Consider the following 20,777-nt stretch of genomic DNA (forward strand, 5'->3'; position numbering starts at 1 on the left):
AAATGGATCACTGTCTGGGTGGCCTTCCTGCTGTCATTCGGATTCGTCAACATGCTTCTCGCGCCGGTCGGCGTGCTGATCGAAACGCGGTCCATGTCGGGAGGGCAAGGCGTGATCCGCCTGCTGCCGATGATCGCCGCGGCCGTGGTCGTCGCCCGTGTCGTGTTCGTCCGCATGAGCCGATGACGAATATCCCGCGTGTTTGAAGGGATGACGGCGCGTCGTTGCGGGCATCGCGTATCCAAAAGCTTTCCCATCGAAAGCGCGCCGTGTAACACAGCCGCATGAAATCCCTTGTCGATCCGTCACAGGTGCTTGGCGCCGGTCTTCAATCCATCCGCACCGAGTTCCATGTTCCCGAGGCTTTCCCGCCCGAGGTCCTGGCGGCCGCGGAAGCGGCGGCGAAGCGCGTTCCCGACAGCCATGTCGACCGTACGGCCATGCCGTTCGTCACGCTCGACCCAGCCAGTTCGACCGATCTCGACCAGGCGTTCTCGATCGAGACGAGCGGCGACGACATCCTGCTGCATTACGCCATCGCCGACGTGGCCTGGTTCGTCGCAGACGGCGATCCGATCGATGGCGAGGCCTGGAATCGCGGCGAGACATTCTACCTGCCGGACGGCCGGGCCGGGCTTTACCCGCCGGTTCTCTCCGAGGGAGCGGCGAGCCTGCTGCCGGAAGGGCCAAGGCCTGCGATCATCTTCACCGTGCGGGTCGGCGGGGACGGAGCGGTCAAGCTGGACGGCGCCGAGCGAGCGTTGATCCGCAGCCGAGCAAAGCTCGCCTATGACAGCGTGCAGCCGAAGGACCTGCCTGACGGCTTCGACGAACTGGCGCGGCGCATGGCGGAAAACGAAAAGCGGCGCGGCGCTTCGCGCGTCGATCCGCCGGAGCAGCAGGTGGAACGGCTCGCCAACGGCCGCTACCGGCTCGCCTTCAGGCCGAGGTTGAAATCCGAGGCGGACAACGCCGCGCTTTCGCTGGCCGCCAACATGGCCATCGCCGACGCCATGCTCGCGCATCATACGGGCCTGTTCCGGGTGATGTCGGAGCCGGACGAAGCACGGGTGAAGGGGCTGCGCAACGCGGCGCGCGCGCTCGGGTTGGACTGGCCGGAGACGGTGAGCCTGCGGGACTATCAGCGCACGCTCGATCCGGCCGATCCGCAGCAGGCCGCGCTGATGCTGGACATCCGCCACGCCGGCAACGGCGCCTCCTACCAGCCTTATCGCGAGGGCGAGACCCCTTGGCACGAGGCGATGGCCGCGACCTATGCCCACGCCACCGCGCCGCTCAGGCGGCTCGCCGACCGCTATGTCGTGCGTTGCACGCTGGCGATCGCCAACGGCCAACCGGTGCCGCAGGCCGTCACCGATGCTTTCGCCAGGCTGTCGAAAGTGATGGGCCGCGCCGACGGCCGCGCCTCGCAGATCGACCATGCGGTGATCGACCTTGCCGAAGCGGTGATGCTGACGGGACGCGAGGGCGAGACGTTCCGGGCGATCGTCACCGATTTCGTCGACAACGGGGTGCGCGTGCAGCTTGCCGGGATGCCTGTGGTGGCCAATATCAAGGCCAACGGTTTCCGGCAGGGAGACAGGCTCAGCGTCAAGCTGGTTTCGGCCGATCCGAATCAGCGCAGGGTCGTTTTCGACCCCGTTCCGGCGCCTTGAGCCGACCGGCGTTTCGGAGAAAAAATTTTATCGGTGCAAACACTCCCAGCTTGCCGGTCCGGTAGGCAGGACAGGCCGGTTTTCCCCACAGTTCTGCGTGTCGCCCGGTCCCTGCCGGAAGCGCGACGACGTTTGTCCGAACGGCTCGCGTTAACCTTTCGTTAACCAAATCACCCCTACTTCTTGGAAACCGAAAATTTACCAAGATCACCACCGTGTTAACAAAACCCCGGCCCATCCGCCTCAAGGGGCGGTCCTTCCTTGCGCTCGCGCTGACGCCTGAACTTCCACTGGAAGACTGGCTGGCGGGCCTCGACGATCTCGCCGCCCGCTCCGCGGGCTTCTTCCTGCGCAGGCCCGTGGTGCTCGATGTCGGCGACCTCGATGTCGACAAGGCGGAACTCCACGATCTCGTGGAGAAACTCGGCCAGCGCAACGTTCGCGTCATGGGCATAGAGGGCGCGCGGCCTTCCATGCTCGGCCCTGACATGCCGCCGCCGATGAGCGACGGACGGCCCGCTTCCGATTTCGAGGAGCCGCAGGCCGGCGAGGATGCGGAAGGCGCTGCGCCTGAGGCCGTCGGCAAGGCGCCCGGCCAGACGGTGCAGGACGGCCCGGTCGTCGGCGCTGCGCTGCAGTCGGTCGTCATTACCGAACCGGTGCGCTCGGGCCAGTCGCTGTTCTTTCCCGAAAGCGATGTCACCATCGTCGGATCGGTGGCGTCGGGCGCGGAGATCGTCGCCGGCGGGTCGATCCATGTCTACGGCACGCTGCGGGGACGCGCTCTGGCCGGCACGGCGGGCAATGACGGCGCGCGCATCTTCTGCCGCAAGCTCGAAGCGGAACTGATCGCGATCAACGGCTTCTACCAGACGGCGGAGGACATGGAGCCCGACCTGCGGGGACGGGCGGTGCAGGCATGGCTGGAGGGCCATGCGCTGAAGACGGGAATACTCGGCTAGGCCCGCGGGCAGGTTCGGCCGAACAGAGGTCCATAAAGGAGAGGCCAATGGGCAAAGTTATCGTGGTGACATCCGGCAAGGGAGGCGTGGGCAAGACCACGTCCACCGCCGCACTCGGCGCGGCGCTGGCGCAGAACGGCGACAAGGTCGTGGTCGTCGATTTCGACGTCGGCCTGCGCAATCTCGATCTCGTCATGGGCGCGGAGCGCAGGGTCGTCTACGACCTCGTCAACGTCATCCAGGGCGAGGCCAAGCTGCCCCAGGCGCTGATCCGCGACAAGCGGGTGGAGACGCTCTATCTGCTGCCCGCCTCGCAGACGCGCGACAAGGATAACCTCACGCCCGAAGGCGTCGAGAAGGTCGTCGCCGCGCTGAAGAAGGCGTTCGACTGGGTGATCTGCGACAGCCCGGCCGGCATCGAGCGCGGCGCGACACTGGCCATGCGCCACGCGGACGTGGCGATCGTGGTGACCAACCCGGAAGTCTCGTCGGTGCGCGATTCGGACCGCATCATCGGCCTGCTCGATTCCAAGACGCTGAAGGCCGAGAACGGTGAGCGCATGGAAAAGCACCTCCTGCTCACCCGCTACGATCCGACGCGCGCGGAGCGCGGCGACATGTTGAAGGTGGACGACGTGCTGGAGATCCTGTCGATCCCGCTGCTCGGCATCATTCCCGAGAGCATGGATGTGCTGAAGGCCTCCAACCTCGGTTCGCCGGTGACGCTGGCCGACGACAGCAGCGCGCCGGCGCGCGCCTATTTCGACGCGGTGCGGCGCCTCAAGGGCGAGGCCGTGCCGGTCACGGTTCCCGGCGAGAAGCGCGGTTTCTTCGGCAAGTTCTTCGGAAGGAAAGCGGCATGAACCTGTTTCGCCTCTTTTCCAAGCCACAGTCGGCGCCGGCGGCGCGCGAACGGTTGCAGGTTCTGCTCGCGCATGAGCGCGCCGGCACGGCGGGCGCCGATCTGGTGTCCAAGCTGCGCGACGAGATCCTGAAGGTCATCTCCCGACACATGCAGATCGACCAGGACAAGGTGAACGTGAAGATGGAGCGCGGTGAGAATATGTCGACGCTTGCCGTCGACGTCGAGCTTCCGTTCGACGCCGCCAAGGCGGCCATTGCGAAGAAGAAGGCGGCCTGAGGGCCGTTTCGGGCAGGGGTTGGATCAAAGGCCGGCGAGACGCCTGCGCGCCGATGCGGCCCGGAGAAATCCGGACGTTCGGCGGCGATGGTCCCGCGGGCCGGCGCTGACAGAACACAACAAAAGGAGCGATACCATGACCCGCATCTCCCTTCTGGAAAGACTCAAGGAAATCCAGCAGATGCCGCGTTACAAGGGACGTGACATCACCACCATCAGCGCGGTCCTGTCCAACCAGGCGCTGGCCAAGCATATCGAGGTGTGCGAGCAGGCGGCGGGACTGTCACCGCGTCCATCCGACCAGGCCGACGCGGCGTAGAGCGCCGGTCGGCACCGGGACGGTTTACGGGCCTTTGGAGGCGACCTTGCGGTTCAGTCTCCGAAGGCCAGCGAGTCGGTGATCTCGAAGCGTTCGGAGACGCCGACGCGGATCATGTTCAGCGCGCCTTCGCGGGTGAAGCGGAATTCAGCGCGCGAATCCGCGCCAGCCGGCTTGCCGTCATAGAAGCCGATGACACGCGTTCCGCCGTCCGGCCAGGTAACGGTGACGTCGGCCTTGCCGCCGCCTTCGCGCTTTATCCCCACCCTGCAGCGCGTCATCGGCTGGCCGACATAGCGCGCGCAGGGAATCTCGCCTGTCGCATCCCAGGCCTGTGTGGCCGTCTTCGGTTCGGGCAGCGCGGCGATCTGCGCGGGCTGGTCCGCCAGCTCTGACTCAGGCACGGCGGAGGCAATCTGTGTCGAAGCGCCTTCGGCCCGGTTCGCGGCGGGCGAATTGGCGGTGGTCGGGGCCGTTGTGGCGACCGGCGTTTCGCCCGGCAATTGCGGCCGCGGAGTCGGGATGGGCACGCCTGTCGCCGACCCCGTGACCGGCGGCGGTTCTCCATCCTCCACCATGACGCCCGCGCTCGGGGCGACGGTCTCATCGGACGCGGCGTCGGCTTCCGGCGCATCCTGTCCGGCGGCTGCGGCGGCCTCCGCCCGCGCGGCGAAGGCCAGGCGATAGGCATCGGCTTCCGCCGAGGTCATTCCCGACGATGGCGTCGGCTGTGCCTGTGCTGCGGCGCTGGGTACACCGGGAGCGGGCGCGGGGTCACCGAAGCGCGCCGCGAGATTCGGCGCGGCGTTCGCGTGAGCGGCGTTCTCTTGCTGCGTCGCCGGGACGGCGGCAGGCTGAGCGTCCGTATCGCCCTGCTGCACGGTGCCGGCGGCAGCGGCCGCGTCGGCGGACGCATCCTCGGTATCGGCGGCGGTCGCCGTGCCTTCCGGATCGACCGGCAGCAGATAGCGCGCAGGCACCCAGCCGGTGACGTCGGGCCGGTCGACGACCTGCACCTTGCACCACTGGTAGCCGTTGACATCGCTGCATTCGAACTTGCGCAGGGCCTCGCCGTTGCCGAGCCGCGTTTCCACATGGCCGATCGGGGAGGCGTCGGCGCGCACATTGAGCAGGTCGCCGGCGGCGATGCCGTTGACGATCGCCAGCGCCTCGTCAGCCGCCTGCGCGGGAACGGCAAAAGGCAAAACTGCCAGCAGAACGGAAACCAGATGACGAACCATGCAGCGTTTTGACGAACCTCACTGCCGACTGGACCAGCGGCCGTCGCGGCCTTGCGGAACCGCTCCAACGCAACAGCCCTGTTGGCGCATCTCGTGAAACAGGTACCTTTCGCGAGAGACGCGGTTGAGAGATTGCATATATGGGCACCGGAACGGAAGCCCGTCCGGGCCGTCCTGCGCAACAAGCTGTGCAGCCGTGCGCCACCTGTTGCAGGAAAGGTTCAGATTCGCCGCAGCGGCGGCCCGTCCGAACATGGCGGCTATGCGCCTGCCGTCTCGACCCGCCCGCCCGCATCCTGAGGCGGCAAGGTCTCCTTTGCCGCCGCCAGAACGCTGTCGAGCAGGCCCGGAAAGCGCTGTTCCAGATCGCTACGGCGCAGCGTGGTGAAGCGGCTGGTGCCGGAAACCTCGGTGCGGGTGACGCCGGCCTCGCGCAGCTTCGCCAGATGATAGCTGAGGTTTGTCTTCGAGGCGAACATCAGGAAATGGCTGCAGGCCACCGGACCGTCCTGCTGGCGCGCCAGTTCGGCGGCGATGGCGAGACGGGTCGAATCGCCCAGCGCGGTGAGCACGTTGGCGAGTTCGATCTGGTCCGTCGTCGGATGGGCAAGCTGCATGGCCAGAACCTAGGTTGGTTTTCTCCCGCATTCAATCTTTGCCGCCACGAACCGCGCTGCGCTTTCCGCGCCGGTGGAAGGAACCCGCCTGCGCGCGATCATGACAACAGGCTGGCAGGAGGCTCATGGCATGACATTGACAATGTAAAGACCTATGTCCAATTGTTCAATGAATTTTGAACTAAAGGACATCGTCATGGACAAGCGACTTATCTGGCTGGCTGTCGGGTCATTCACCATCTCGACCGAGGGCTTCGTCATTTCCAGCCTGTTGCCGGACATCGCGTCCGACGCCGGCATTTCGGTGCCGCTGGCCGGGTGCCTGATCACCGCCTTCGCGCTTGCCTATGCGCTTGGCACGCCGGTCCTCGCCACGCTGACCGGAGATTGGGACCGCCGCCGCGTCATCCTGTCGACGTTGGCGGCCTTCGTGGTCGGCAATGTCGTCGCCGCGCTGTCCTCCTCGTTCGAGGTGCTGCTCGGCGCGCGCATCCTGATGGCGCTGTCGTCCGGGCTGTTCGCCGCAACGGCGCAGGCGACGGCCGTTGCGCTGGTCGACGAGCATCACCGCGCGCGGGCGATCTCGGTGGTCGTCGGCGGCACGACGGTGGCGGTCGCCGTCGGCGCGCCGCTCGGCGCCGTGGTTGCGGCGTTCGCGGGCTGGCGCGGTACGTTCTTCGCGATTGCCGGGCTGGGTGCGCTGGCCGGGGCCATCCTTACGTGGCGGCTGCCGCGCGGCCTGTTCGGTGTAAGGCTGCCGCTGAAGGCCCGCCTTGCCGCAGCGCTGACGCCCGGCGTGCGGCCGATCCTGATCTCCACGGTTCTGGCGCTGACGGGCGCCTTCGCGGTGTTCTCCTACGTTGCGCCGCTGGCGTTCTCGGTGGGCCTGGGCGAAGCGGCCCTGCCGCTCGTCCTGCTCGGCTTCGGTCTGGGCGCCGTGATCGGCAACATCATGGGCGGCCAGATGGCGGACCGCTTCGGCGCGACGCGCACCGTGGTGTGGTCGCAGCTCGCCTGCGTCGTGCTGCTGGTCGGCTTTTCCGCCATTCCGGTCCTGCTGCCGCATTTCCTTGCCGGTCCGTCGCTGGTCGCGCTCACCGTGCCGTGGGGCATTGTCGGCTGGGCCTTCGCGCCGGCGCAGGCCAGCCGCATCGTCAAGCTGGCGCCGCAGGCGGCCTCGCTGGTGCTGTCGCTCAACGCCTCGGCGCTTTATCTCGGCGTCGCCCTCGGCGCGGCGGTCGGCGGCCTGACGCTGCGCTACGGCACACCAGCGGACCTCGGCGTGGTCGCAGCCCTGTTTCCGCTCGCCGCCGTGGCGGTCATCGCAGTCGGCCGGCGCGGTTCGCGCGTGGTGGTTCCGGCGGAATAAGCCCGCCTGCGGCCGTCTCACTCCAGGCCCGACGACGAGAACCAGACGTCGTCGAAGATCGCGACGGCGCTGTCGTCGGGCAGGCCGTCCCGATTGAGCCGAAGCGAGCGGATTGCGCGCGCGGTCTCGCGCGTCGGCAAAAGCGCGGCGCCGCCGGCATCGGCGGCGCCGGCGCAAGGGATGAACCAAGAGCGCATGAAGGCTTCGCAGGCGAAGCCGGCCCCGGTGCGGGTGACCAGCACGGCGAGGCCGACGGCATCGGTGGGCCGCCAGGGAAAGACCAGCCGCCCGCCGGGTTTCAGCGCGTCGAGCCAGGAGAGCGGTGGCGCGGCCACCCCGGCATTGACGTAGACGACGTCGGAGGCGGGCAGGTCGAGCAGCGTCGCATCGCCGTGCACGACCTTGACATTGGCATAGGGCGCGAGGTTGCGGGCCGCACGCACGGCGAGGCTCGGCTCGATCTCGCAGGCCGTCACCGCACCGCCGGGCGATACGAGAAGCGACAGCAGCGCGCTGTAGTAGCCGGTCCCGGCGCCGATGTGGCAGACGGCCTCGCCGGGCCGCGGCGCGACCCTCGCCATCCACATGGCATGGAGCAGGGGCTCGCCGTTGTTTATGCCTTTTTCGGGGTCGAGGGCCACCAGCATGTTGCGGTAGAGGTAGGCCGGGTCCGCGCTCGGGGTCATCACTGTGGCGCTGCCGGCGATGATCGGCCAGGGACCTCGTCCCAGGAATGTTTCGCGCGGGACGGTGGCAAAGGCCGTCTCTATGCGCGGATCCTGGGCGCCGGCCTGCCTGGCAAGCAGAGCGGCGTAGAAACGGCGGGCTTCGGCAACATCGGTCATCTCTTCAACATAAGGTATCCGACAGGATTTTGCCGGCCTCGAACCAGCGCGCGGCGGGATTTTTTGCCGGTCAGATGCCTGCGAAGGTATCGTAGAGCAGCTTGACGTTGAGAACGACGATGAGCGCCGCGACCACCCAGGTAATCACGCCAACGCCTCGCGGAATGGCCAGCGTGCCCATCTTCCTGCGGTCGGACACGAACTGCACCAGCGGGATGACCGCGAAGGGCAGTTGCATGGACAGGATCACCTGCGACAGGATCAGAAGCTCGGCCGTGCCCTTCTCTCCGTATAGCCAGGTGACGGCCACCACCGGCACGATCGCGATGCCGCGGGTGATGAGGCGGCGCGCCCATTGCGGGATGCGCAGGTGGAGAAAACCCTCCATGACGATCTGGCCGGCCAGCGTGGCGGTGACCGTCGAATTGAGGCCCGACGCCAGCAGCGCCACCGCGAACAGCACCGAGGCGATGCTCAGGCCGAGCAGCGGCGACAGCAGCTTGTAGGCCTGATCGATCTCGGCGACGTCCTGATGGCCGGTGCCGTGGAAGGCGACGGCCGCGACGATGAGGATGGCGGCGTTGACGAACAGCGCCAGCATCAGCGCGATGGTGGAGTCCGCCGTCGCCCATTTGATGGCGTCGCGGCGGCCTTCTTCGGTGCGTTCATAGGCGCGGGTCTGCACGATGGAGGAGTGGAGGTAGAGGTTGTGCGGCATCACCGTCGCGCCGATGATGCCCATGGCGATATAGAGCATCGCCGGATTGGTCACGATCTCGGGCGAGGGGATCAGCAGGCCGCCGAAGATCGCGCTGACCGAAGGCTGGGCGGCGACGATCTGGACGGCGAAGCAGCCGAAGATGACGATCAGCAGCGCGCCGACGAAGGCTTCGAGGAAGCGGAAGCCCTTGTTCATCAGATAGAGCAGCAGGAAGGCGTCGAGCGCGGTGATGATGGCGCCGGCGATGAGCGGGATGCCGAAGAGCAGGTTCAGCGCGATGGCGGTGCCGATGACCTCCGCCAGGTCACAGGCGATGATGGCGAATTCGCAGGCGATCCACAGAAGGAAGGCGACCGGGCGCGGATAATAGGCGCGGCAGGCCTGTGCGAGGTCACGGCCTGTGGCGATGCCGAGGCGGGCCGACAGCGCCTGCAGGAGGATCGCCATCAGGTTGGACAGCATGATGACGAAAAGCAGCGTGTAGCCGAACTGCGCGCCGCCGGCGAGGTCGGTCGCCCAGTTGCCGGGGTCCATGTAGCCGACCGACACCATGTAGCCCGGCCCGACGAAAGCGAAGAAGCGGCGCAGCCAGGTGGCGCCCGCCGGCACCGTCACCGACGCGTGGACCTCCGGCAGGCTCGGCCTGTCGTCGCCGGTGCGCTCGAGGAAGTGCCAGTCGGCCCTTCCCGGCAAGGTCGCTTCGGCGTCGGAGGGAGGAGGAGTCATACGGAGTCTCTTTCGATCATCTGACCTTATTTACGCTCGGGCTTATAATTATGCAATATGCTATAATCTATTGCGCGTGCTTTTTTCACCGCCGTATTCCGGCGGCTCGCCATGTCGACGGTTCCGCAGACACCGACAGGGTCAGATAAACGGTCGAAAGAATCGAAGCCTGTGCTATGAAGGCCCGGCAGGGCGACTACCGGGAAGGGAAGGCATTGGCGGCGAAGAAGGCGATCCCGCGCGACGAGCGGCTTCCCGACGCGGACGTACACTCGCAAGGCTTCCGCCTGACGCGCGAGGCGCGCCGGTCCGCGCTGGCGGAGGATTATGTCGAGCTGATCGCCGACCTGATCGAGGACGGCAACGAAGCCCGTCAGGTCGACATCGCCGCGCGTCTCGGTGTCGCCCAGCCGACAGTCGCCAAGATGCTGGCAAGGCTGACAGCGGAAGGGCTTGTGTCGCGAAAGCCCTATCGCGGCGTGTTCCTGACGCCGGCCGGACTGAAGATGGCGCAGGAAAGCCGCGAGCGTCACCAGACGGTGGAGGCGTTCCTGCGCTCGCTCGGCATCTCGGCCGAGACCGCGCGCATCGACGCCGAGGGTATCGAGCACCATGTCAGCGCCGAAACGCTCGCCGCCTTCCGGCGCGCGATGGCGCAGGGCGGCTGACAATCTGATTCCGCAGGCTGATTCCGCAGGCATTGATCCTGGACGGAACGGCGCGCGCGTCGGCGCGTTGATGGTGGTCCGCGCATCGGCTCGGACGGCCATCGATGGAGGACGACATGGGCGTTGAAAAGGCACCGACCGCGAAGGGCAAGCAGGCAGCGAGCGGATTGCGCAAGGCGGCCGCGAACGACGAGAAGAAGACCGAGCGCGAGATGGGCCACGATCTGGCGAAGGGCGCCAAGCGCTTCGAGGAGCGCGCCAGAAGTTCGGACGGAAAGAGCGCCGGCGCCAAGCAGAAATGAAGATCCGGAAGGGCTGATCGCTCCGGCGCGGCATCAATTGCGTGGACTCGCGCCTACGGCCGCGTTGCGCGTGATGCCCCGATCGCGCCGTGCGCGGAAAAATCCCTGTGACTCGACCGAACCCTTGCGGTAATTATCGGTTGAAGGGCACCGTTCGCGACGAGGAACCGACATGCTTTGGAGAGGCCGCAGGCAAAGTGACAATATTGACGACGAGCGCGGCAATTCCGGAGGCGGCTTCGGCATGCCCGGCGGCGGACTCGGCGGGCCGGGAGGAGGATTTCGCATCCCGATCGGCGGTCGTGCCGGCGGCGGCGGGCTTTCCACCATCGTCATCCTGGTGGTGCTGTTCTTCGCGCTCAAGGCATGCGGCATCGATCCGCTGCAGGTGTTGAGCCAGCTCGATGGCGGCGATGTCATCGGCCAGGGCAGCGGCCAGATGACCGACGACAGCGGGCAGGGAACAGGCGCGCCCGCCAATGACGAGATGAAGCAGTTCGTGGCCACCGTGCTCGCCGAGACCGAGGACGTGTGGTCCGGCATCTTCCAGGCGAACGGCATGACCTACAAGGAGCCGACCCTTCTCCTGTTCTCCGGTGGCGTCCGTTCGGCCTGCGGCTTCACCAGCTCGGCGGCGGGGCCGTTCTATTGCCCCAACGACCAGAAGGTCTATCTCGACACCGATTTCTTCAAGCAGCTTTCACAGCAGTTCGGCGCTTCGGGCGATTTCGCCGAGGCCTATGTGATCGCGCACGAGGTCGGCCATCACGTCCAGAACCTCACGGGCATCCTGCCGAAATTCAACCAGATGCGGCAGTCGATGGGCGAGGCCGACGCCAACCACATGTCGATGCAGGTCGAGTTGCAAGCGGACTGCTTCGCCGGGGTGTGGGGCCACTACACCGCGCAGAAGGGCATTCTCGAACAGGGCGACCTGGAGGAAGCGCTCAACGCCGCCCAGCAGATCGGCGACGACACGCTGCAGAAGAAGATGCAGGGCTATGTGGTGCCGGAGAGCTTCAACCACGGCACCTCGGCCCAGCGCGTCAAATGGTTCAAGCGGGGCTTCGATTCGGGCAAGCTTTCCGACTGCGATACCTTCAACAACCCGATCTGACCCACCCCAGACAGCGCCGGCGAAGGTTAACGCCGGCGCTAAAATTGCGCGGTGCGCATTCAGCGATCCGGCAAGGAACTGGTGTTAACGTGCCGCTGCAATCAGGGGTGGCACATGCACGACTGGCTTCATCGCTTCGCCGGCGACCGCGGCGGTAACTTCGCGCTCATGTCGGCCGTGCTCGCCACGCCGCTGCTGCTCGGCGTCGGCATGGCGCTGGACTATTCCACCATCACGCGAACCCGGTCCGACCTGCAGAACAGCCTCGACGCCGCGGTGCTGTCCATCGCGCGGGAAGGCAAGAACATCTCCGACGAGCGGGCCAACGAGATAGCGCGGCGCTTCCTGCGGGAAAACAGCGGCTTCGACGTGACCAACGTGAAAGTCGCCCACGACGGCACGGCCTTCAGCGTCGGTGGAACGACGAACGCGCCGATCGCCTTCGGCGGGCTGTTCGGCTATGCCGGCTGGCCGGTCGCGGCGGTATCTTCGGCCGACATCGCCTATGCCTCTTATGAAGTCGGGCTGGTGCTCGATACCACAGGCTCCATGGCCGGCGGCAAGCTGGCGGCGATGAAGGACGCCGTGAACGGACTGATCGACGACATGTCGAGCCAGGTCGACAATCCCGACAAGCTGAAGTTCGCGCTGGTTCCGTTCTCTTCCTTCGTCAATGTCGGACCCGGCTATGGCCCGTCCTTCGACGGCAACGGCAAGCAGATCGACGGCACCGGCGCGGCGTGGCTCGATCTCAAGGGCGCGAGCCCGCTCAAGCAATCCGAACTCAGTACCGGTGCAAGCCGTTTCCAGCTCAATGCCAATCTGGGGCAGACCTGGTCCGGTTGCGTGGAAACGCGCGAGCAGGCCGGCAGGGACTACGACATCAGCGATGCGCCGGCCGATCCGGCAAAACCGGAAACGCTGTTCGTGCCCGCCTTCGCGGTCGACGAGCCGGACAGCGGCGGGTTCCTCAACAGCTACATCAGATCCGAAGCTACGCCGAACGACCCGTCGACCGCGCAGAAGATCAAGCGCTGGAACAAATACGGCGTGCGGACCGATCCGGCTGGCAATCCGCTCAATGGAGGCCTGCTGGATGTCGTATGGGCGCTGCTGAACGGATTGCTGTTCGGCGGTCAGACGACCATCCCGATTTCCACCCATGCGATCAACGGATATGGCCAGACAGGTCCCGGCTTCGGCTGCGTTTCGCAGCCGCTGACGACGCTTTCCAACGATTATCCGGCGCTGAAGGCCAAGGTGAACGGTCTGAGGGCCGCAGGCAACACCAACATCATGGAGGGCGTCGCCTGGGGAATGCGGGTGCTTTCGCCCGGCGAGCCGTTCAGCCAGGGCGGCGACCCCAGGACCACGCCCAACCTGGAGAAGATCCTGATCGTGCTGACCGACGGCTCCAACGTGCTTGGCAATACCGGCAATTCGCTCGGCTCGACCTATTCCAGCCTTGGGTATCTCGTCGACGGCCGTCTCGGCATCACCGCAGGCGGCTCCAGTTCGACGGGATCGCGGATGAACGAGCGGACGCTGGCGGCCTGCACGGCGGCGAAGGAGCAGGGGATGGAAGTCTATACCATCCGGCTCGAGGAGCCCAATGTGGCGACAGGCAGCCTGCTGAAGGATTGCGCCAGCACGCCTGAGAATTACTTCGACGTGCCGTCCCGCAGCCAGCTCAGCGCCGCTTTCGGCAAGATCAGGGAGCAGATCGCTCGCGTGCGTATCTCCTCGTAGCGGCAGGCCGCTCCGGCCGGCCCGCACGCTGTACCGGTCCGCAGCGATACGGCTGGAACGATACGCTGGCCGCTGATGTCAGGAGGGCGGCAGCAGCGCGTTGTTGAAGCGCCTGCGCCGGCCTATAACCGTCGCCCGCCGCGCCGGACGGACCGGCGCGGATTCGCGAATGGTGACTGCAATGATTGACGAGGCAAAGGCCCGGCGCGGATTGGCGCTGGTCTTCACGACGCTGCTGCTCGACGTCATCGGCTTCGGCATCATCATGCCGGTGTTGCCGGCCTATCTGCACCAACTGACCGGCGTCAGCATCTCCGAGGCGGCGATCGAGGGCGGCTGGCTGTTCTTCGTCTATGCCGCCATGCAGTTCTTCTTCGCGCCGCTGATCGGCAATCTGTCGGACCGTTTCGGGCGGCGGCCGATCCTGCTCGCCTCGGTGCTGACCTTCGCCATCGACAATCTGATCTGCGCCGTCGCATGGTCCTATCCGATGCTGTTCATCGGGCGGGTGCTGGCGGGCATTTCGGGCGCCAGCTATTCGACGTCGTCCGCCTTCATCGCCGACGTCTCGACCGACGAGAACCGCGCGAGGAATTTCGGCCTGCTCGGCATCGCCTTCGGCATCGGCTTCGTCATCGGGCCGGTGCTGGGCGGCCTGCTCGGCACGTTCGGGCCGCGCGTGCCGTTCTTCTTCGCGGCGGGCCTGGCCTTTGTGAACTTCCTGGTCGGGCTGTTCCTGCTGCCCGAAACGCTGGAGCCCCGGCACCGGCGAAAGTTCGAACTGAAACGCGCCAATCCGCTCGGCGCCCTCAAGCAGATGCGCAACTACCCCGGCATCGGCTGGATCGGGCTCGTATTTTTCCTGATGACGCTTGGCCATATGATGTATCCGGCGGTGTGGTCGTTCGTCTCCACCTATCGCTACGGGTGGAGCGAGACGCAGATCGGCCTGTCGCTGGGCGCCTTCGGCCTGTGCGGCGCCGTCATCATGGCGACCGTGCTGCCGCGCGTCATCCCGAGGCTCGGCGAATGGCGCACGGCGACGATCGGGCTTTCCTTCACCGCCGTCAGCGCCTTCGGCTACGCCTTCGCCTGGCAGGGCTGGATGGTCTATGCGGTGATCGTCGCGGGCTGTCTCGAAGCCCTGGCCGACCCGCCGCTGCGGAGCCTGGCTGCGGCCAAGGTGCCGCCCTCGGCGCAGGGCGAACTGCAGGGCGCCATGACGTCGATCTTCTCCATCACGACGATCATCACGCCGATCCTCTACACGGCGATCTTTTCGTGGTTCACCGGCCCGTCGGCCCCGGTGGCGTTCGCCGGCGCGCCCTATGTGGTGGGCGGCGTCTTCCTGGCGCTGGCGCTGCTGGTGTTCGTGACGAAGGTCGCCAGGCCGACGCCGAAGGAGGTGGAGAGGATGCACGCGGCGGAAGGCGCGGGCGCAGGCCACTGAGAAGGGCTGCCGGGGCGCCGCCACATTCCGGCCACGGATTGGTCACGAAATAACCCGGATGGCGGCAGGTTCAGGACTCATTGCGCCTGTCTGGTGCCACGGTGGGTCGGGGGCCAACCGGAAAGGGACCACCCATGCGCACCGTACTCCTACTGGCGGCGAGCCTGAGCCTCATCGGCACGCTTGCGGCCAATGCGCAGACCTCATCCACGCAGCCGGCGCAGGCCCCGGCCGCGACGCCTGAAACCGCGCCCGCCGCGCCGGAGACCGCTCCCAAGATCCAGCGCTTCAACGTCGTCGACGTCAGCGAGCTGCCGCAGGACACGCAAAAGCAGGTCGAGCAGGTGATGGCGCAGTCCAACGACGATTCGCTCAAGCAGTTGCGCAGCACGATCGACGCCACCCCCGAAGCGAAGGCGGCGCTCGACGCCAAGGGCGCGACGTCCGAGCAGGTGGTGGCGACGGCGATGGGCACCGACGGCACGCTGACGCTGATCACCAAGAAAAAGAGCTGAGGCGCGCCGGGGACCTGCCCGGCGCTCCCCGCCGCGCGAGCGTTACCGTTCGGCCAGCGCGGGCTCGCCCTTCCTTTCCCGGATCAGGTTGACGAAACGCCGGAAGAGATAGTGCGAATCCTGCGGGCCGGGCGAGGCTTCGGGGTGGTGCTGCACCGAGAACACCGGCCTGCCGGTCAACGCGATGCCGCAATTGGAGCCGTCGAACAGCGAAACGTGAGTCTCTTCAACGCCTTCCGGCAAAGAGTCGGAGTCGACCGCGAAGCCGTGGTTCATCGACACGATCTCGACCTTGCCGGTGGTGTGGTCCTTGACCGGATGATTGGCGCCGTGGTGGCCTTGGTGCATCTTCCGGGTCTTGCCGCCGACGGCCAGCGCCAGCATCTGGTGGCCGAGGCAGATGCCGAAGACGGGGATGTCCGTCTTCAGAAGCTCCTGGATGACGGGCACGGCGTATTCGCCGGTGGCGGCGGGGTCGCCCGGGCCGTTCGAGAGGAAGATGCCGTCCGGCTTCATGGCGAGGATTTCGTCAGCGCCGGTCTTGGCCGGCACGACCGTGACCTTGGCGCCGAGTCCTGACAGCAGGCGCAGGATGTTGCGCTTCACGCCATAGTCGACGGCGACGACGTGCAGGGAGGGCGCATCCTGTATGCCGTAACCTTCGTTCCAGGCCCAGGGCGTCTCGGCCCACACCGAGGACTGGCCCGAGGTGACCTCTTTGGCGAGGTCCAGCCCGACCAGGCCCGACCAGGCTCTTGCCTGCCGTTTCAGGTCCTCGACGTCGAACCTGCCGTCCGGCGCATGGGCGATCACGGCGTTCGGCATGCCCTTTTCGCGGATCAGGGCGGTCAGCGCCCGCGTGTCGATGCCGCACAGCGCGACGATGCCGCGCCGTTTCAGCCACTGGTCGAGATGATCGCTGGCGCGGTAGTTGGAGGGGTCGGTGACATCGGCCTTGAAAACCGCGCCGACGGCGCCGGCGCGGGCTGCCGGGGTCAGGTCCTCGACGTCCTCGCCATTGGCGCCGACATTGCCGATATGCGGAAAGGTGAAGGTGACGATCTGGCCGGCGTAGGAGGGGTCGGTGAGGATTTCCTCGTAGCCGGTGAGCGCGGTGTTGAAACACACCTCGGCGACTGCCGAGCCGGTGGCGCCAAGTCCGCGTCCCTCGATCACCGTGCCGTCGGCGAGAACGAGCAGGGCAGTGGGCTTTTCGGTGGTCCAGGGCGTGGTGGCTGCCATCGGGGCTCTCCATCGGGGCGCGGCCCGGCAGCCGCGCGCAGCAAAGGACGCGGCGGCCGTCGCCGCGCGTCGTCGGTGTAACCAGTGTGGTTGCAGGGCCTGCACATAGGGGAAGGCGGGCGAGGGGTCAATTGCCGCGGGGGATTGTCTCCATATGCGTGGAGCGTTCCGTGGTCGGTGGGCGACGTTTCGGATTCGACCGGACCGCTTCGGCGGCATCCACTCTCGCCTATGCGCAATTCAGTGATTATCGATAGATTGGATCCGCAAACGGAGAGGGACGAATGCCGGCAACGATCGAACGCAGCGCTCTGGCGGTCATGGCAATATCGGCGGCACTGGTGGGGCTCGCCGCGGCGCTGCATTTTCTCGGTGCGGGGCCGATCCCCAATTTTGCCGCCTGCGCGCTGGCGCTGGCGGCCATCGCGCATCTGATCGGCGAGGCGACGGACGAATTGGGAAACTATCTCGGTCCCGCAGCGACGGGCATCGTCCAGTCGGCCGTAGGCAACCTGCCTGAACTGTTCATCGCCATCTTCGCGCTTCAGTCGGGCCTGGTGGCGGTGGTCCAGGCTTCGCTGATCGGCTCGATCCTCGGCAATGCGCTTCTCGTGCTCGGCCTCGCCTTCGTCATGGGAGGGGCGAAGCACGGCGTCCTGAAATTCGAGGGCCAGGCGCCGCGGATGATGGCGGTGCTGCTCCTGCTGGCGGTCTGCGCCCTGGTGCTGCCGACGCTGGCTCAGGAGATGCATCTTCCGGCCGGCGCGCATGAGCAGGCGCTGGCGGTGGTGTGCGCGATCGTGCTCCTGATCGTTTTTGCTGCGCAGACTCGCGCCATGCTCGCCCAAGGCCAAAGAACGGTGCCGGCCGAGGCGCGCAAGCGTGCGCATGCATGGCCGCTTGGCTTGGCCGCCGGCGTGCTGGCCATCTGCGGGGTCGCGGCGGCGCTGGTGTCGGACTGGTTCGTCGAAACCCTCGAGCCGGCGATCGAGGTGCTCGGCATCAGCCAGGTTTTCGCGGGTCTCGTCGTGGTCGCCATCGCCGGCAATGCGGTCGAGAACGTCGTCGGCATCCGGCTGGCGATCGAGGGCAAGGCCGATTTCGCGGTCAGCGTCGTGCTCAATGGCGCGCTTCAGGTCGCCGTGGCCCTGATTCCCATCCTGATCCTCGTCAGCTTCGTGCTCGGCGGCACGCCTTTCACGCTGGCGATCCCGCCGATCCTCGCCGTTTCGCTGTTCCTGTCGGTGCTCGTGGTCACTGTCGTGACGGTCGACGGGCGCGCCGACATCGTCGATGGGGCGGCGCTCATCGGGCTCTATGTCATCATCGCCACCATTTTCTGGTGGGGCTGACGGATGGTGTCCGGCCGACCCCCCAGGAGAGGATGTCGGCCGGGTTCGCCCTACTGCCTGATGTCCGGCTCGACCAGCTTGGCAAGGTTGCGCAGCGATTCCTGCCAGCCGAGATAACAGGCCTCGACGGGGATCAGGTCGGGGATGCCGGCCTGCTCGATGTTGATTTCGGTGCCGACGGAGACTTTCTTCAGCGTCACCGTCACCTGCATCTCGCCGGGCAGGTTGGCGTCGTCGAACGTGTCGGTGTAGCGCACCCGTTCGCCGGGAACGAGGTCGAGATATTCGCCGCCGAAGGAGTGGCTGTCTCCGGTGGTGAAGTTGCGGAAGGACATCTTGAACGTTCCGCCTACCTTGGCCTCGAACGAGTGCACCGTGCAGGTAAAGCCGTTCGGCGGCAGCCATTTGGCAAGGGCGTCGGCCTCGACGAAGGCGCGATAGAGCTTGTCGGGCGTGGTGGTCAGGACGCGGTGAAGGCGGACGGTTCCGGGCATGTCGTTCTCCTTATGGGTCAGTCTATGCACTGAGGACGGACGATGTCGCGGCGATCCTACAATCTCTCTTGAGATTGATGAAGAAATCCCATTTATCAGGGCCTGACCAGGAGAATGGCGATGCGCGACAGGCTGATGGAAGACGTGAAGGCGGCGATGAAGGCCGGCGACAGACCGCGCCTGTCGACGCTGCGCCTGATCCAGGCGGCGATCAAGGACCGCGACATCGCCAACCGCGGCGCCGGCAAGGACGCCGCCTCGGACGACGAGATCCTGCAACTGCTGGCCAAGATGGTGAAGCAGCGCGAGGAATCGGCGAAGGCCTTCGAGGACGGCGGGCGGGCCGAACTCGCGGCCACCGAGCGCGCCGAGATCGCGGTGATCCGCGACTTCATGCCGAAGCAGATGGATCAGGCCGAGACGGAAGCCGCCATCAGGGCGGTCGTGGCCGAGACAGGGGCCGCCGGCATCAAGGACATGGGCAAGGTGATGGCCGCGCTGCGCGAGCACTATGCAGGGCAGATGGATTTCGGCAAGGCGAGCGGCACCGTTAAGGCGCTGCTGTCCTAGAGATTTCCGGCGCACTTGCGGACGCAAGACCGCTACGCACTTTCGGGCAACACGCTTCAGACGTTTTCCGGAGCCTGTTCGCCGGGCTCTGGGCGGGGCGAGGCCTGCTGCTCGCGCCGGCCATAGGGGATTTTCAGCCAGGCCCGCTCATGCAGGTAATAGAGCACGGACTTGGTGACGATCTCGGTCGTTCCGATGGCGGCGGCCAGCTTGAAGCTGCCGGTGATGATCAGGGAAATGATCATCGTGTCGATCGAACCCGTCGCCCGCCAGGACAGCGCCTTGAGGAAACTGCGCGAGTGGGTGTCCAAATCCGTCGCTCCATGCTCAACCCTTTTCTGTTATCGCAGGCGGGCTGGCCGGCAAAGGAAGATTTTTTCCGCGGCACGGAACCGGCGGAATGGTTTTCTCCTGGTGAGGCGGATCTTTGAATGTCGGGAGGACGAGCTCTGGCTATCCTGTCTAATTGTAGTTACGCCGCCGCCGACGGCAGCGGCGGCCGTGATCCGCTGCGCCGTTCGGCGGTCTTCGACAGCACAGCGGCCACGACCGCCACCGCCATGGCAGCCACGCCGACCAGCGGCAGGGTGCGGTAGGGCAGGCCGGCGTTCAGCATGGTCGCGCCGACGAAGGCGGCGATGGCGATGCCGACGTTGAAACCGGACGGGATCAGCGAGGAGGCGAGGTTCGGGGCGTCGGCCGTCCAGCGCAGGATGCGGGTCTGGACGGCGGTGCCGATCGAGAAGTTGAGGGCGCCCCACACCATGACGACGAGCAGCATCGGCACAGGGTAGGGCGCCACGACATACATGGCCGCCATGACGACGGCCTGCATGGCGAGCATGGCGATCAGCGCCGTCATCAGCCGGTGGCCGGCGACCTTGCCGCCGATGAAGACGCCGAGCGTCGCGCCGACGCCGCTCGCCAGCAGGACCCAGGGCACGGTTTCGGCGGACAGGCCGGTGACGGTTTGCAGCAGCGGTGTGATGTAGGTGTAGGGCACGAACTGCGCGAGCATCAGCATCAGCATGACGATGAGCGAGGTCCACACCTGCTGGCGGCCGAGCACGCCGATCTCGCGCCCGAGGCTGGCCGGCCTGGCGGCGGCGACCTTCGTCGCGGGAATGAGGAGCGCAATGGCGAACGCCGCGACGACGCCGAGCGCCGTCATCGCCCAGAAGGTGGCGCGCCAGCCCCAGAGATTGCCGATCGCCGTGCCGGCCGGCACGCCGACGATGCCGGAGACGGTCAGGCCCGCCAGCACCAGCGCCACCGCCATGCCGCGCCGTTCGTCGCTTACCAGCCCCGTCGCCACCACCATGGCGACGCCGAAATAGGTGCCGTGCGCGACCGCCACCGCGATGCGCAGCGCCAGCATCGACGTGAAGCCGGGGGCCAGCGCGCAGGCCACCTGGCCGAGCGTGAAGACGGCGACCAAGCCGAGCAGCAGGGTGCGGCGCGGGACGCGCGGCGTGGCAAGCGTCAGCAACGGCCCGCCGATGGCGATGCCCAGCGCATAGCCGGAGACGAGCGTGCCGGCGCTCGGGATGGAGACGCCGAGACCCTTGGCAACCTCCGGCAGTACGCCCGCGATGACGAATTCCGTCGTGCCGAAGGCGAAGGCGGCCAGGAAGAGGGCGATCAGCGGCAACGGCATGGGATTGGTCCCCGATGTGAGGAGCGCTGAAAGACCATGGATGC

The 20,777-nt window shown here is 66.6% G+C and carries 23 protein-coding genes; 15 read left to right on the plus strand and 8 right to left on the minus strand.

Features of this window, described 5'->3' with window-relative positions:
• Positions 1-18: 18 nt before the first annotated feature.
• The 6 genes from ABMA46_RS18760 (at position 19) to ABMA46_RS18785 (ending at position 4,098) form a co-directional block, all read left to right on the plus strand.
• Positions 19-186 carry a hypothetical protein gene (locus ABMA46_RS18760; protein WP_349001533.1) on the plus strand — a complete coding sequence of 56 codons (168 nt, stop codon included), beginning with the start codon at positions 19-21 and terminating at the stop codon, positions 184-186.
• A 98-nt stretch (positions 187-284) separates the two neighbouring features.
• The gene (locus ABMA46_RS18765; protein ID WP_349001534.1) at positions 285-1,676 is read left to right on the plus strand and encodes an RNB domain-containing ribonuclease; all 1,392 of its coding nucleotides are present in this window, start codon (positions 285-287) and stop codon (positions 1,674-1,676) included.
• Between the two features lie 206 nt (positions 1,677-1,882).
• A complete protein-coding gene (gene minC / locus ABMA46_RS18770; RefSeq protein ID WP_349001583.1) occupies positions 1,883-2,638 on the plus strand; it encodes a septum site-determining protein MinC in 756 nt (251 codons plus the stop codon).
• Positions 2,639-2,685: 47 nt separating this feature from the next.
• The gene (minD, locus tag ABMA46_RS18775) at positions 2,686-3,501 is read left to right on the plus strand and encodes a septum site-determining protein MinD (RefSeq protein WP_349001535.1); all 816 of its coding nucleotides are present in this window, start codon (positions 2,686-2,688) and stop codon (positions 3,499-3,501) included.
• On the plus strand, positions 3,498-3,779 hold the full coding sequence (gene minE, locus ABMA46_RS18780) for a cell division topological specificity factor MinE (protein ID WP_349001536.1): 282 nt from the start codon (positions 3,498-3,500) through the stop codon (positions 3,777-3,779). Before minD ends, minE begins: the two co-directional genes overlap by 4 nt.
• A gap of 136 nt (positions 3,780-3,915) precedes the next feature.
• Positions 3,916-4,098 (plus strand): hypothetical protein, encoded by a 183-nt coding sequence (locus ABMA46_RS18785; protein ID WP_349001537.1) that lies wholly within the window; start codon positions 3,916-3,918, stop codon positions 4,096-4,098.
• A 53-nt stretch (positions 4,099-4,151) separates the two neighbouring features.
• Here ABMA46_RS18785 and ABMA46_RS18790 read toward each other — a convergent pair whose 3' ends face one another.
• Both ABMA46_RS18790 and ABMA46_RS18795 read right to left on the minus strand, forming a co-directional pair.
• Positions 4,152-5,339, minus strand: coding sequence for an SH3 domain-containing protein (locus ABMA46_RS18790; protein ID WP_349001538.1), 1,188 nt, complete (start codon positions 5,337-5,339; stop codon positions 4,152-4,154).
• Between the two features lie 260 nt (positions 5,340-5,599).
• Positions 5,600-5,956 (minus strand): ArsR/SmtB family transcription factor, encoded by a 357-nt coding sequence (locus ABMA46_RS18795; protein WP_349001539.1) that lies wholly within the window; start codon positions 5,954-5,956, stop codon positions 5,600-5,602.
• 196 nt (positions 5,957-6,152) lie between these two features.
• On the opposite strand from ABMA46_RS18795, the gene ABMA46_RS18800 reads away from it, so the two are divergent.
• Complete coding sequence (locus ABMA46_RS18800; RefSeq protein WP_349001540.1) at positions 6,153-7,325, plus strand: MFS transporter; 1,173 nt, start codon at positions 6,153-6,155, stop codon at positions 7,323-7,325.
• A gap of 17 nt (positions 7,326-7,342) precedes the next feature.
• Here the strand turns inward: ABMA46_RS18800 and ABMA46_RS18805 are convergent, their stop codons facing one another.
• Positions 7,343-8,170: a protein-L-isoaspartate O-methyltransferase family protein gene (locus ABMA46_RS18805; protein WP_349001541.1), complete on the minus strand. Its 828-nt coding sequence runs from the start codon at positions 8,168-8,170 to the stop codon at positions 7,343-7,345.
• A 70-nt stretch (positions 8,171-8,240) separates the two neighbouring features.
• Positions 8,241-9,617: an Nramp family divalent metal transporter gene (locus ABMA46_RS18810; RefSeq protein ID WP_349001542.1), complete on the minus strand. Its 1,377-nt coding sequence runs from the start codon at positions 9,615-9,617 to the stop codon at positions 8,241-8,243.
• Between the two features lie 176 nt (positions 9,618-9,793).
• Between ABMA46_RS18810 and mntR the strand changes: the two genes are divergently transcribed.
• The 6 genes from mntR (at position 9,794) to ABMA46_RS18840 (ending at position 15,418) form a co-directional block, all read left to right on the plus strand.
• A complete protein-coding gene (gene mntR, locus ABMA46_RS18815) occupies positions 9,794-10,285 on the plus strand; it encodes a manganese-binding transcriptional regulator MntR (protein WP_425475772.1) in 492 nt (163 codons plus the stop codon).
• Positions 10,286-10,401: 116 nt separating this feature from the next.
• The gene (locus ABMA46_RS18820; RefSeq protein ID WP_349001543.1) at positions 10,402-10,587 is read left to right on the plus strand and encodes a hypothetical protein; all 186 of its coding nucleotides are present in this window, start codon (positions 10,402-10,404) and stop codon (positions 10,585-10,587) included.
• A 172-nt stretch (positions 10,588-10,759) separates the two neighbouring features.
• The gene (gene ypfJ, locus ABMA46_RS18825; protein ID WP_349001544.1) at positions 10,760-11,704 is read left to right on the plus strand and encodes a KPN_02809 family neutral zinc metallopeptidase; all 945 of its coding nucleotides are present in this window, start codon (positions 10,760-10,762) and stop codon (positions 11,702-11,704) included.
• 114 nt (positions 11,705-11,818) lie between these two features.
• Positions 11,819-13,453, plus strand: coding sequence for a pilus assembly protein TadG-related protein (locus tag ABMA46_RS18830; RefSeq protein WP_349001545.1), 1,635 nt, complete (start codon positions 11,819-11,821; stop codon positions 13,451-13,453).
• Between the two features lie 181 nt (positions 13,454-13,634).
• Positions 13,635-14,903 carry a TCR/Tet family MFS transporter gene (locus ABMA46_RS18835; protein ID WP_349001546.1) on the plus strand — a complete coding sequence of 423 codons (1,269 nt, stop codon included), beginning with the start codon at positions 13,635-13,637 and terminating at the stop codon, positions 14,901-14,903.
• 134 nt (positions 14,904-15,037) lie between these two features.
• Positions 15,038-15,418, plus strand: a complete 381-nt coding sequence (locus ABMA46_RS18840) for a hypothetical protein (RefSeq protein WP_349001547.1) — start codon at positions 15,038-15,040, stop codon at positions 15,416-15,418.
• 42 nt (positions 15,419-15,460) lie between these two features.
• Here the strand turns inward: ABMA46_RS18840 and carA are convergent, their stop codons facing one another.
• Complete coding sequence (gene carA, locus ABMA46_RS18845) at positions 15,461-16,660, minus strand: glutamine-hydrolyzing carbamoyl-phosphate synthase small subunit (RefSeq protein ID WP_349001548.1); 1,200 nt, start codon at positions 16,658-16,660, stop codon at positions 15,461-15,463.
• 284 nt (positions 16,661-16,944) lie between these two features.
• On the opposite strand from carA, the gene ABMA46_RS18850 reads away from it, so the two are divergent.
• A complete protein-coding gene (locus ABMA46_RS18850; RefSeq protein WP_349001549.1) occupies positions 16,945-18,012 on the plus strand; it encodes a calcium:cation antiporter in 1,068 nt (355 codons plus the stop codon).
• Positions 18,013-18,062: 50 nt separating this feature from the next.
• On the opposite strand, the gene ABMA46_RS18855 is transcribed toward ABMA46_RS18850, so the two are convergent.
• Positions 18,063-18,506, minus strand: a complete 444-nt coding sequence (locus ABMA46_RS18855; RefSeq protein ID WP_349001550.1) for an SRPBCC family protein — start codon at positions 18,504-18,506, stop codon at positions 18,063-18,065.
• Between the two features lie 120 nt (positions 18,507-18,626).
• On the opposite strand from ABMA46_RS18855, the gene ABMA46_RS18860 reads away from it, so the two are divergent.
• Entirely contained in the window at positions 18,627-19,076 is a 450-nt protein-coding gene (locus ABMA46_RS18860; RefSeq protein WP_349001551.1) for a GatB/YqeY domain-containing protein, read from the plus strand.
• A gap of 56 nt (positions 19,077-19,132) precedes the next feature.
• Here ABMA46_RS18860 and ABMA46_RS18865 read toward each other — a convergent pair whose 3' ends face one another.
• Both ABMA46_RS18865 and ABMA46_RS18870 read right to left on the minus strand, forming a co-directional pair.
• Positions 19,133-19,387: a DUF2061 domain-containing protein gene (locus ABMA46_RS18865; RefSeq protein ID WP_349001552.1), complete on the minus strand. Its 255-nt coding sequence runs from the start codon at positions 19,385-19,387 to the stop codon at positions 19,133-19,135.
• 161 nt (positions 19,388-19,548) lie between these two features.
• Positions 19,549-20,733, minus strand: a complete 1,185-nt coding sequence (locus ABMA46_RS18870) for an MFS transporter (protein ID WP_349001553.1) — start codon at positions 20,731-20,733, stop codon at positions 19,549-19,551.
• Positions 20,734-20,777: the final 44 nt, after the last annotated feature.

The organism is Mesorhizobium hunchu (assembly GCF_040081975.1).
GTDB classification, from domain to species: domain Bacteria; phylum Pseudomonadota; class Alphaproteobacteria; order Rhizobiales; family Rhizobiaceae; genus Mesorhizobium; species Mesorhizobium hunchu.

What these genes read in the sequence shown, in the direction of transcription:
- ABMA46_RS18860 (WP_349001551.1), top strand. Translation starts at nt 18,627, where the DNA reads ATGCGCGACAGGCTGATGGAAGACGTGAAGGCGGCGATGAAGGCCGGC.
- ABMA46_RS18765 (WP_349001534.1), top strand. Translation starts at nt 285, where the DNA reads ATGAAATCCCTTGTCGATCCGTCACAGGTGCTTGGCGCCGGTCTTCAA.
- ABMA46_RS18840 (WP_349001547.1), top strand. Translation starts at nt 15,038, where the DNA reads ATGCGCACCGTACTCCTACTGGCGGCGAGCCTGAGCCTCATCGGCACG.
- minE (WP_349001536.1), top strand. Translation starts at nt 3,498, where the DNA reads ATGAACCTGTTTCGCCTCTTTTCCAAGCCACAGTCGGCGCCGGCGGCG.
- ABMA46_RS18785 (WP_349001537.1), top strand. Translation starts at nt 3,916, where the DNA reads ATGACCCGCATCTCCCTTCTGGAAAGACTCAAGGAAATCCAGCAGATG.
- ABMA46_RS18795 (WP_349001539.1), bottom strand. Translation starts at nt 5,956, where the DNA reads ATGCAGCTTGCCCATCCGACGACGGACCAGATCGAACTCGCCAACGTG.
- ABMA46_RS18870 (WP_349001553.1), bottom strand. Translation starts at nt 20,733, where the DNA reads ATGCCGTTGCCGCTGATCGCCCTCTTCCTGGCCGCCTTCGCCTTCGGC.
- ABMA46_RS18850 (WP_349001549.1), top strand. Translation starts at nt 16,945, where the DNA reads ATGCCGGCAACGATCGAACGCAGCGCTCTGGCGGTCATGGCAATATCG.
- ABMA46_RS18805 (WP_349001541.1), bottom strand. Translation starts at nt 8,170, where the DNA reads ATGACCGATGTTGCCGAAGCCCGCCGTTTCTACGCCGCTCTGCTTGCC.
- ABMA46_RS18800 (WP_349001540.1), top strand. Translation starts at nt 6,153, where the DNA reads ATGGACAAGCGACTTATCTGGCTGGCTGTCGGGTCATTCACCATCTCG.
- mntR (WP_425475772.1), top strand. Translation starts at nt 9,794, where the DNA reads ATGAAGGCCCGGCAGGGCGACTACCGGGAAGGGAAGGCATTGGCGGCG.
- carA (WP_349001548.1), bottom strand. Translation starts at nt 16,660, where the DNA reads ATGGCAGCCACCACGCCCTGGACCACCGAAAAGCCCACTGCCCTGCTC.
- ABMA46_RS18810 (WP_349001542.1), bottom strand. Translation starts at nt 9,617, where the DNA reads ATGACTCCTCCTCCCTCCGACGCCGAAGCGACCTTGCCGGGAAGGGCC.
- ABMA46_RS18830 (WP_349001545.1), top strand. Translation starts at nt 11,819, where the DNA reads ATGCACGACTGGCTTCATCGCTTCGCCGGCGACCGCGGCGGTAACTTC.
- ABMA46_RS18835 (WP_349001546.1), top strand. Translation starts at nt 13,635, where the DNA reads ATGATTGACGAGGCAAAGGCCCGGCGCGGATTGGCGCTGGTCTTCACG.
- ABMA46_RS18820 (WP_349001543.1), top strand. Translation starts at nt 10,402, where the DNA reads ATGGGCGTTGAAAAGGCACCGACCGCGAAGGGCAAGCAGGCAGCGAGC.
- ypfJ (WP_349001544.1), top strand. Translation starts at nt 10,760, where the DNA reads ATGCTTTGGAGAGGCCGCAGGCAAAGTGACAATATTGACGACGAGCGC.
- minD (WP_349001535.1), top strand. Translation starts at nt 2,686, where the DNA reads ATGGGCAAAGTTATCGTGGTGACATCCGGCAAGGGAGGCGTGGGCAAG.
- ABMA46_RS18790 (WP_349001538.1), bottom strand. Translation starts at nt 5,339, where the DNA reads ATGGTTCGTCATCTGGTTTCCGTTCTGCTGGCAGTTTTGCCTTTTGCC.
- ABMA46_RS18855 (WP_349001550.1), bottom strand. Translation starts at nt 18,506, where the DNA reads ATGCCCGGAACCGTCCGCCTTCACCGCGTCCTGACCACCACGCCCGAC.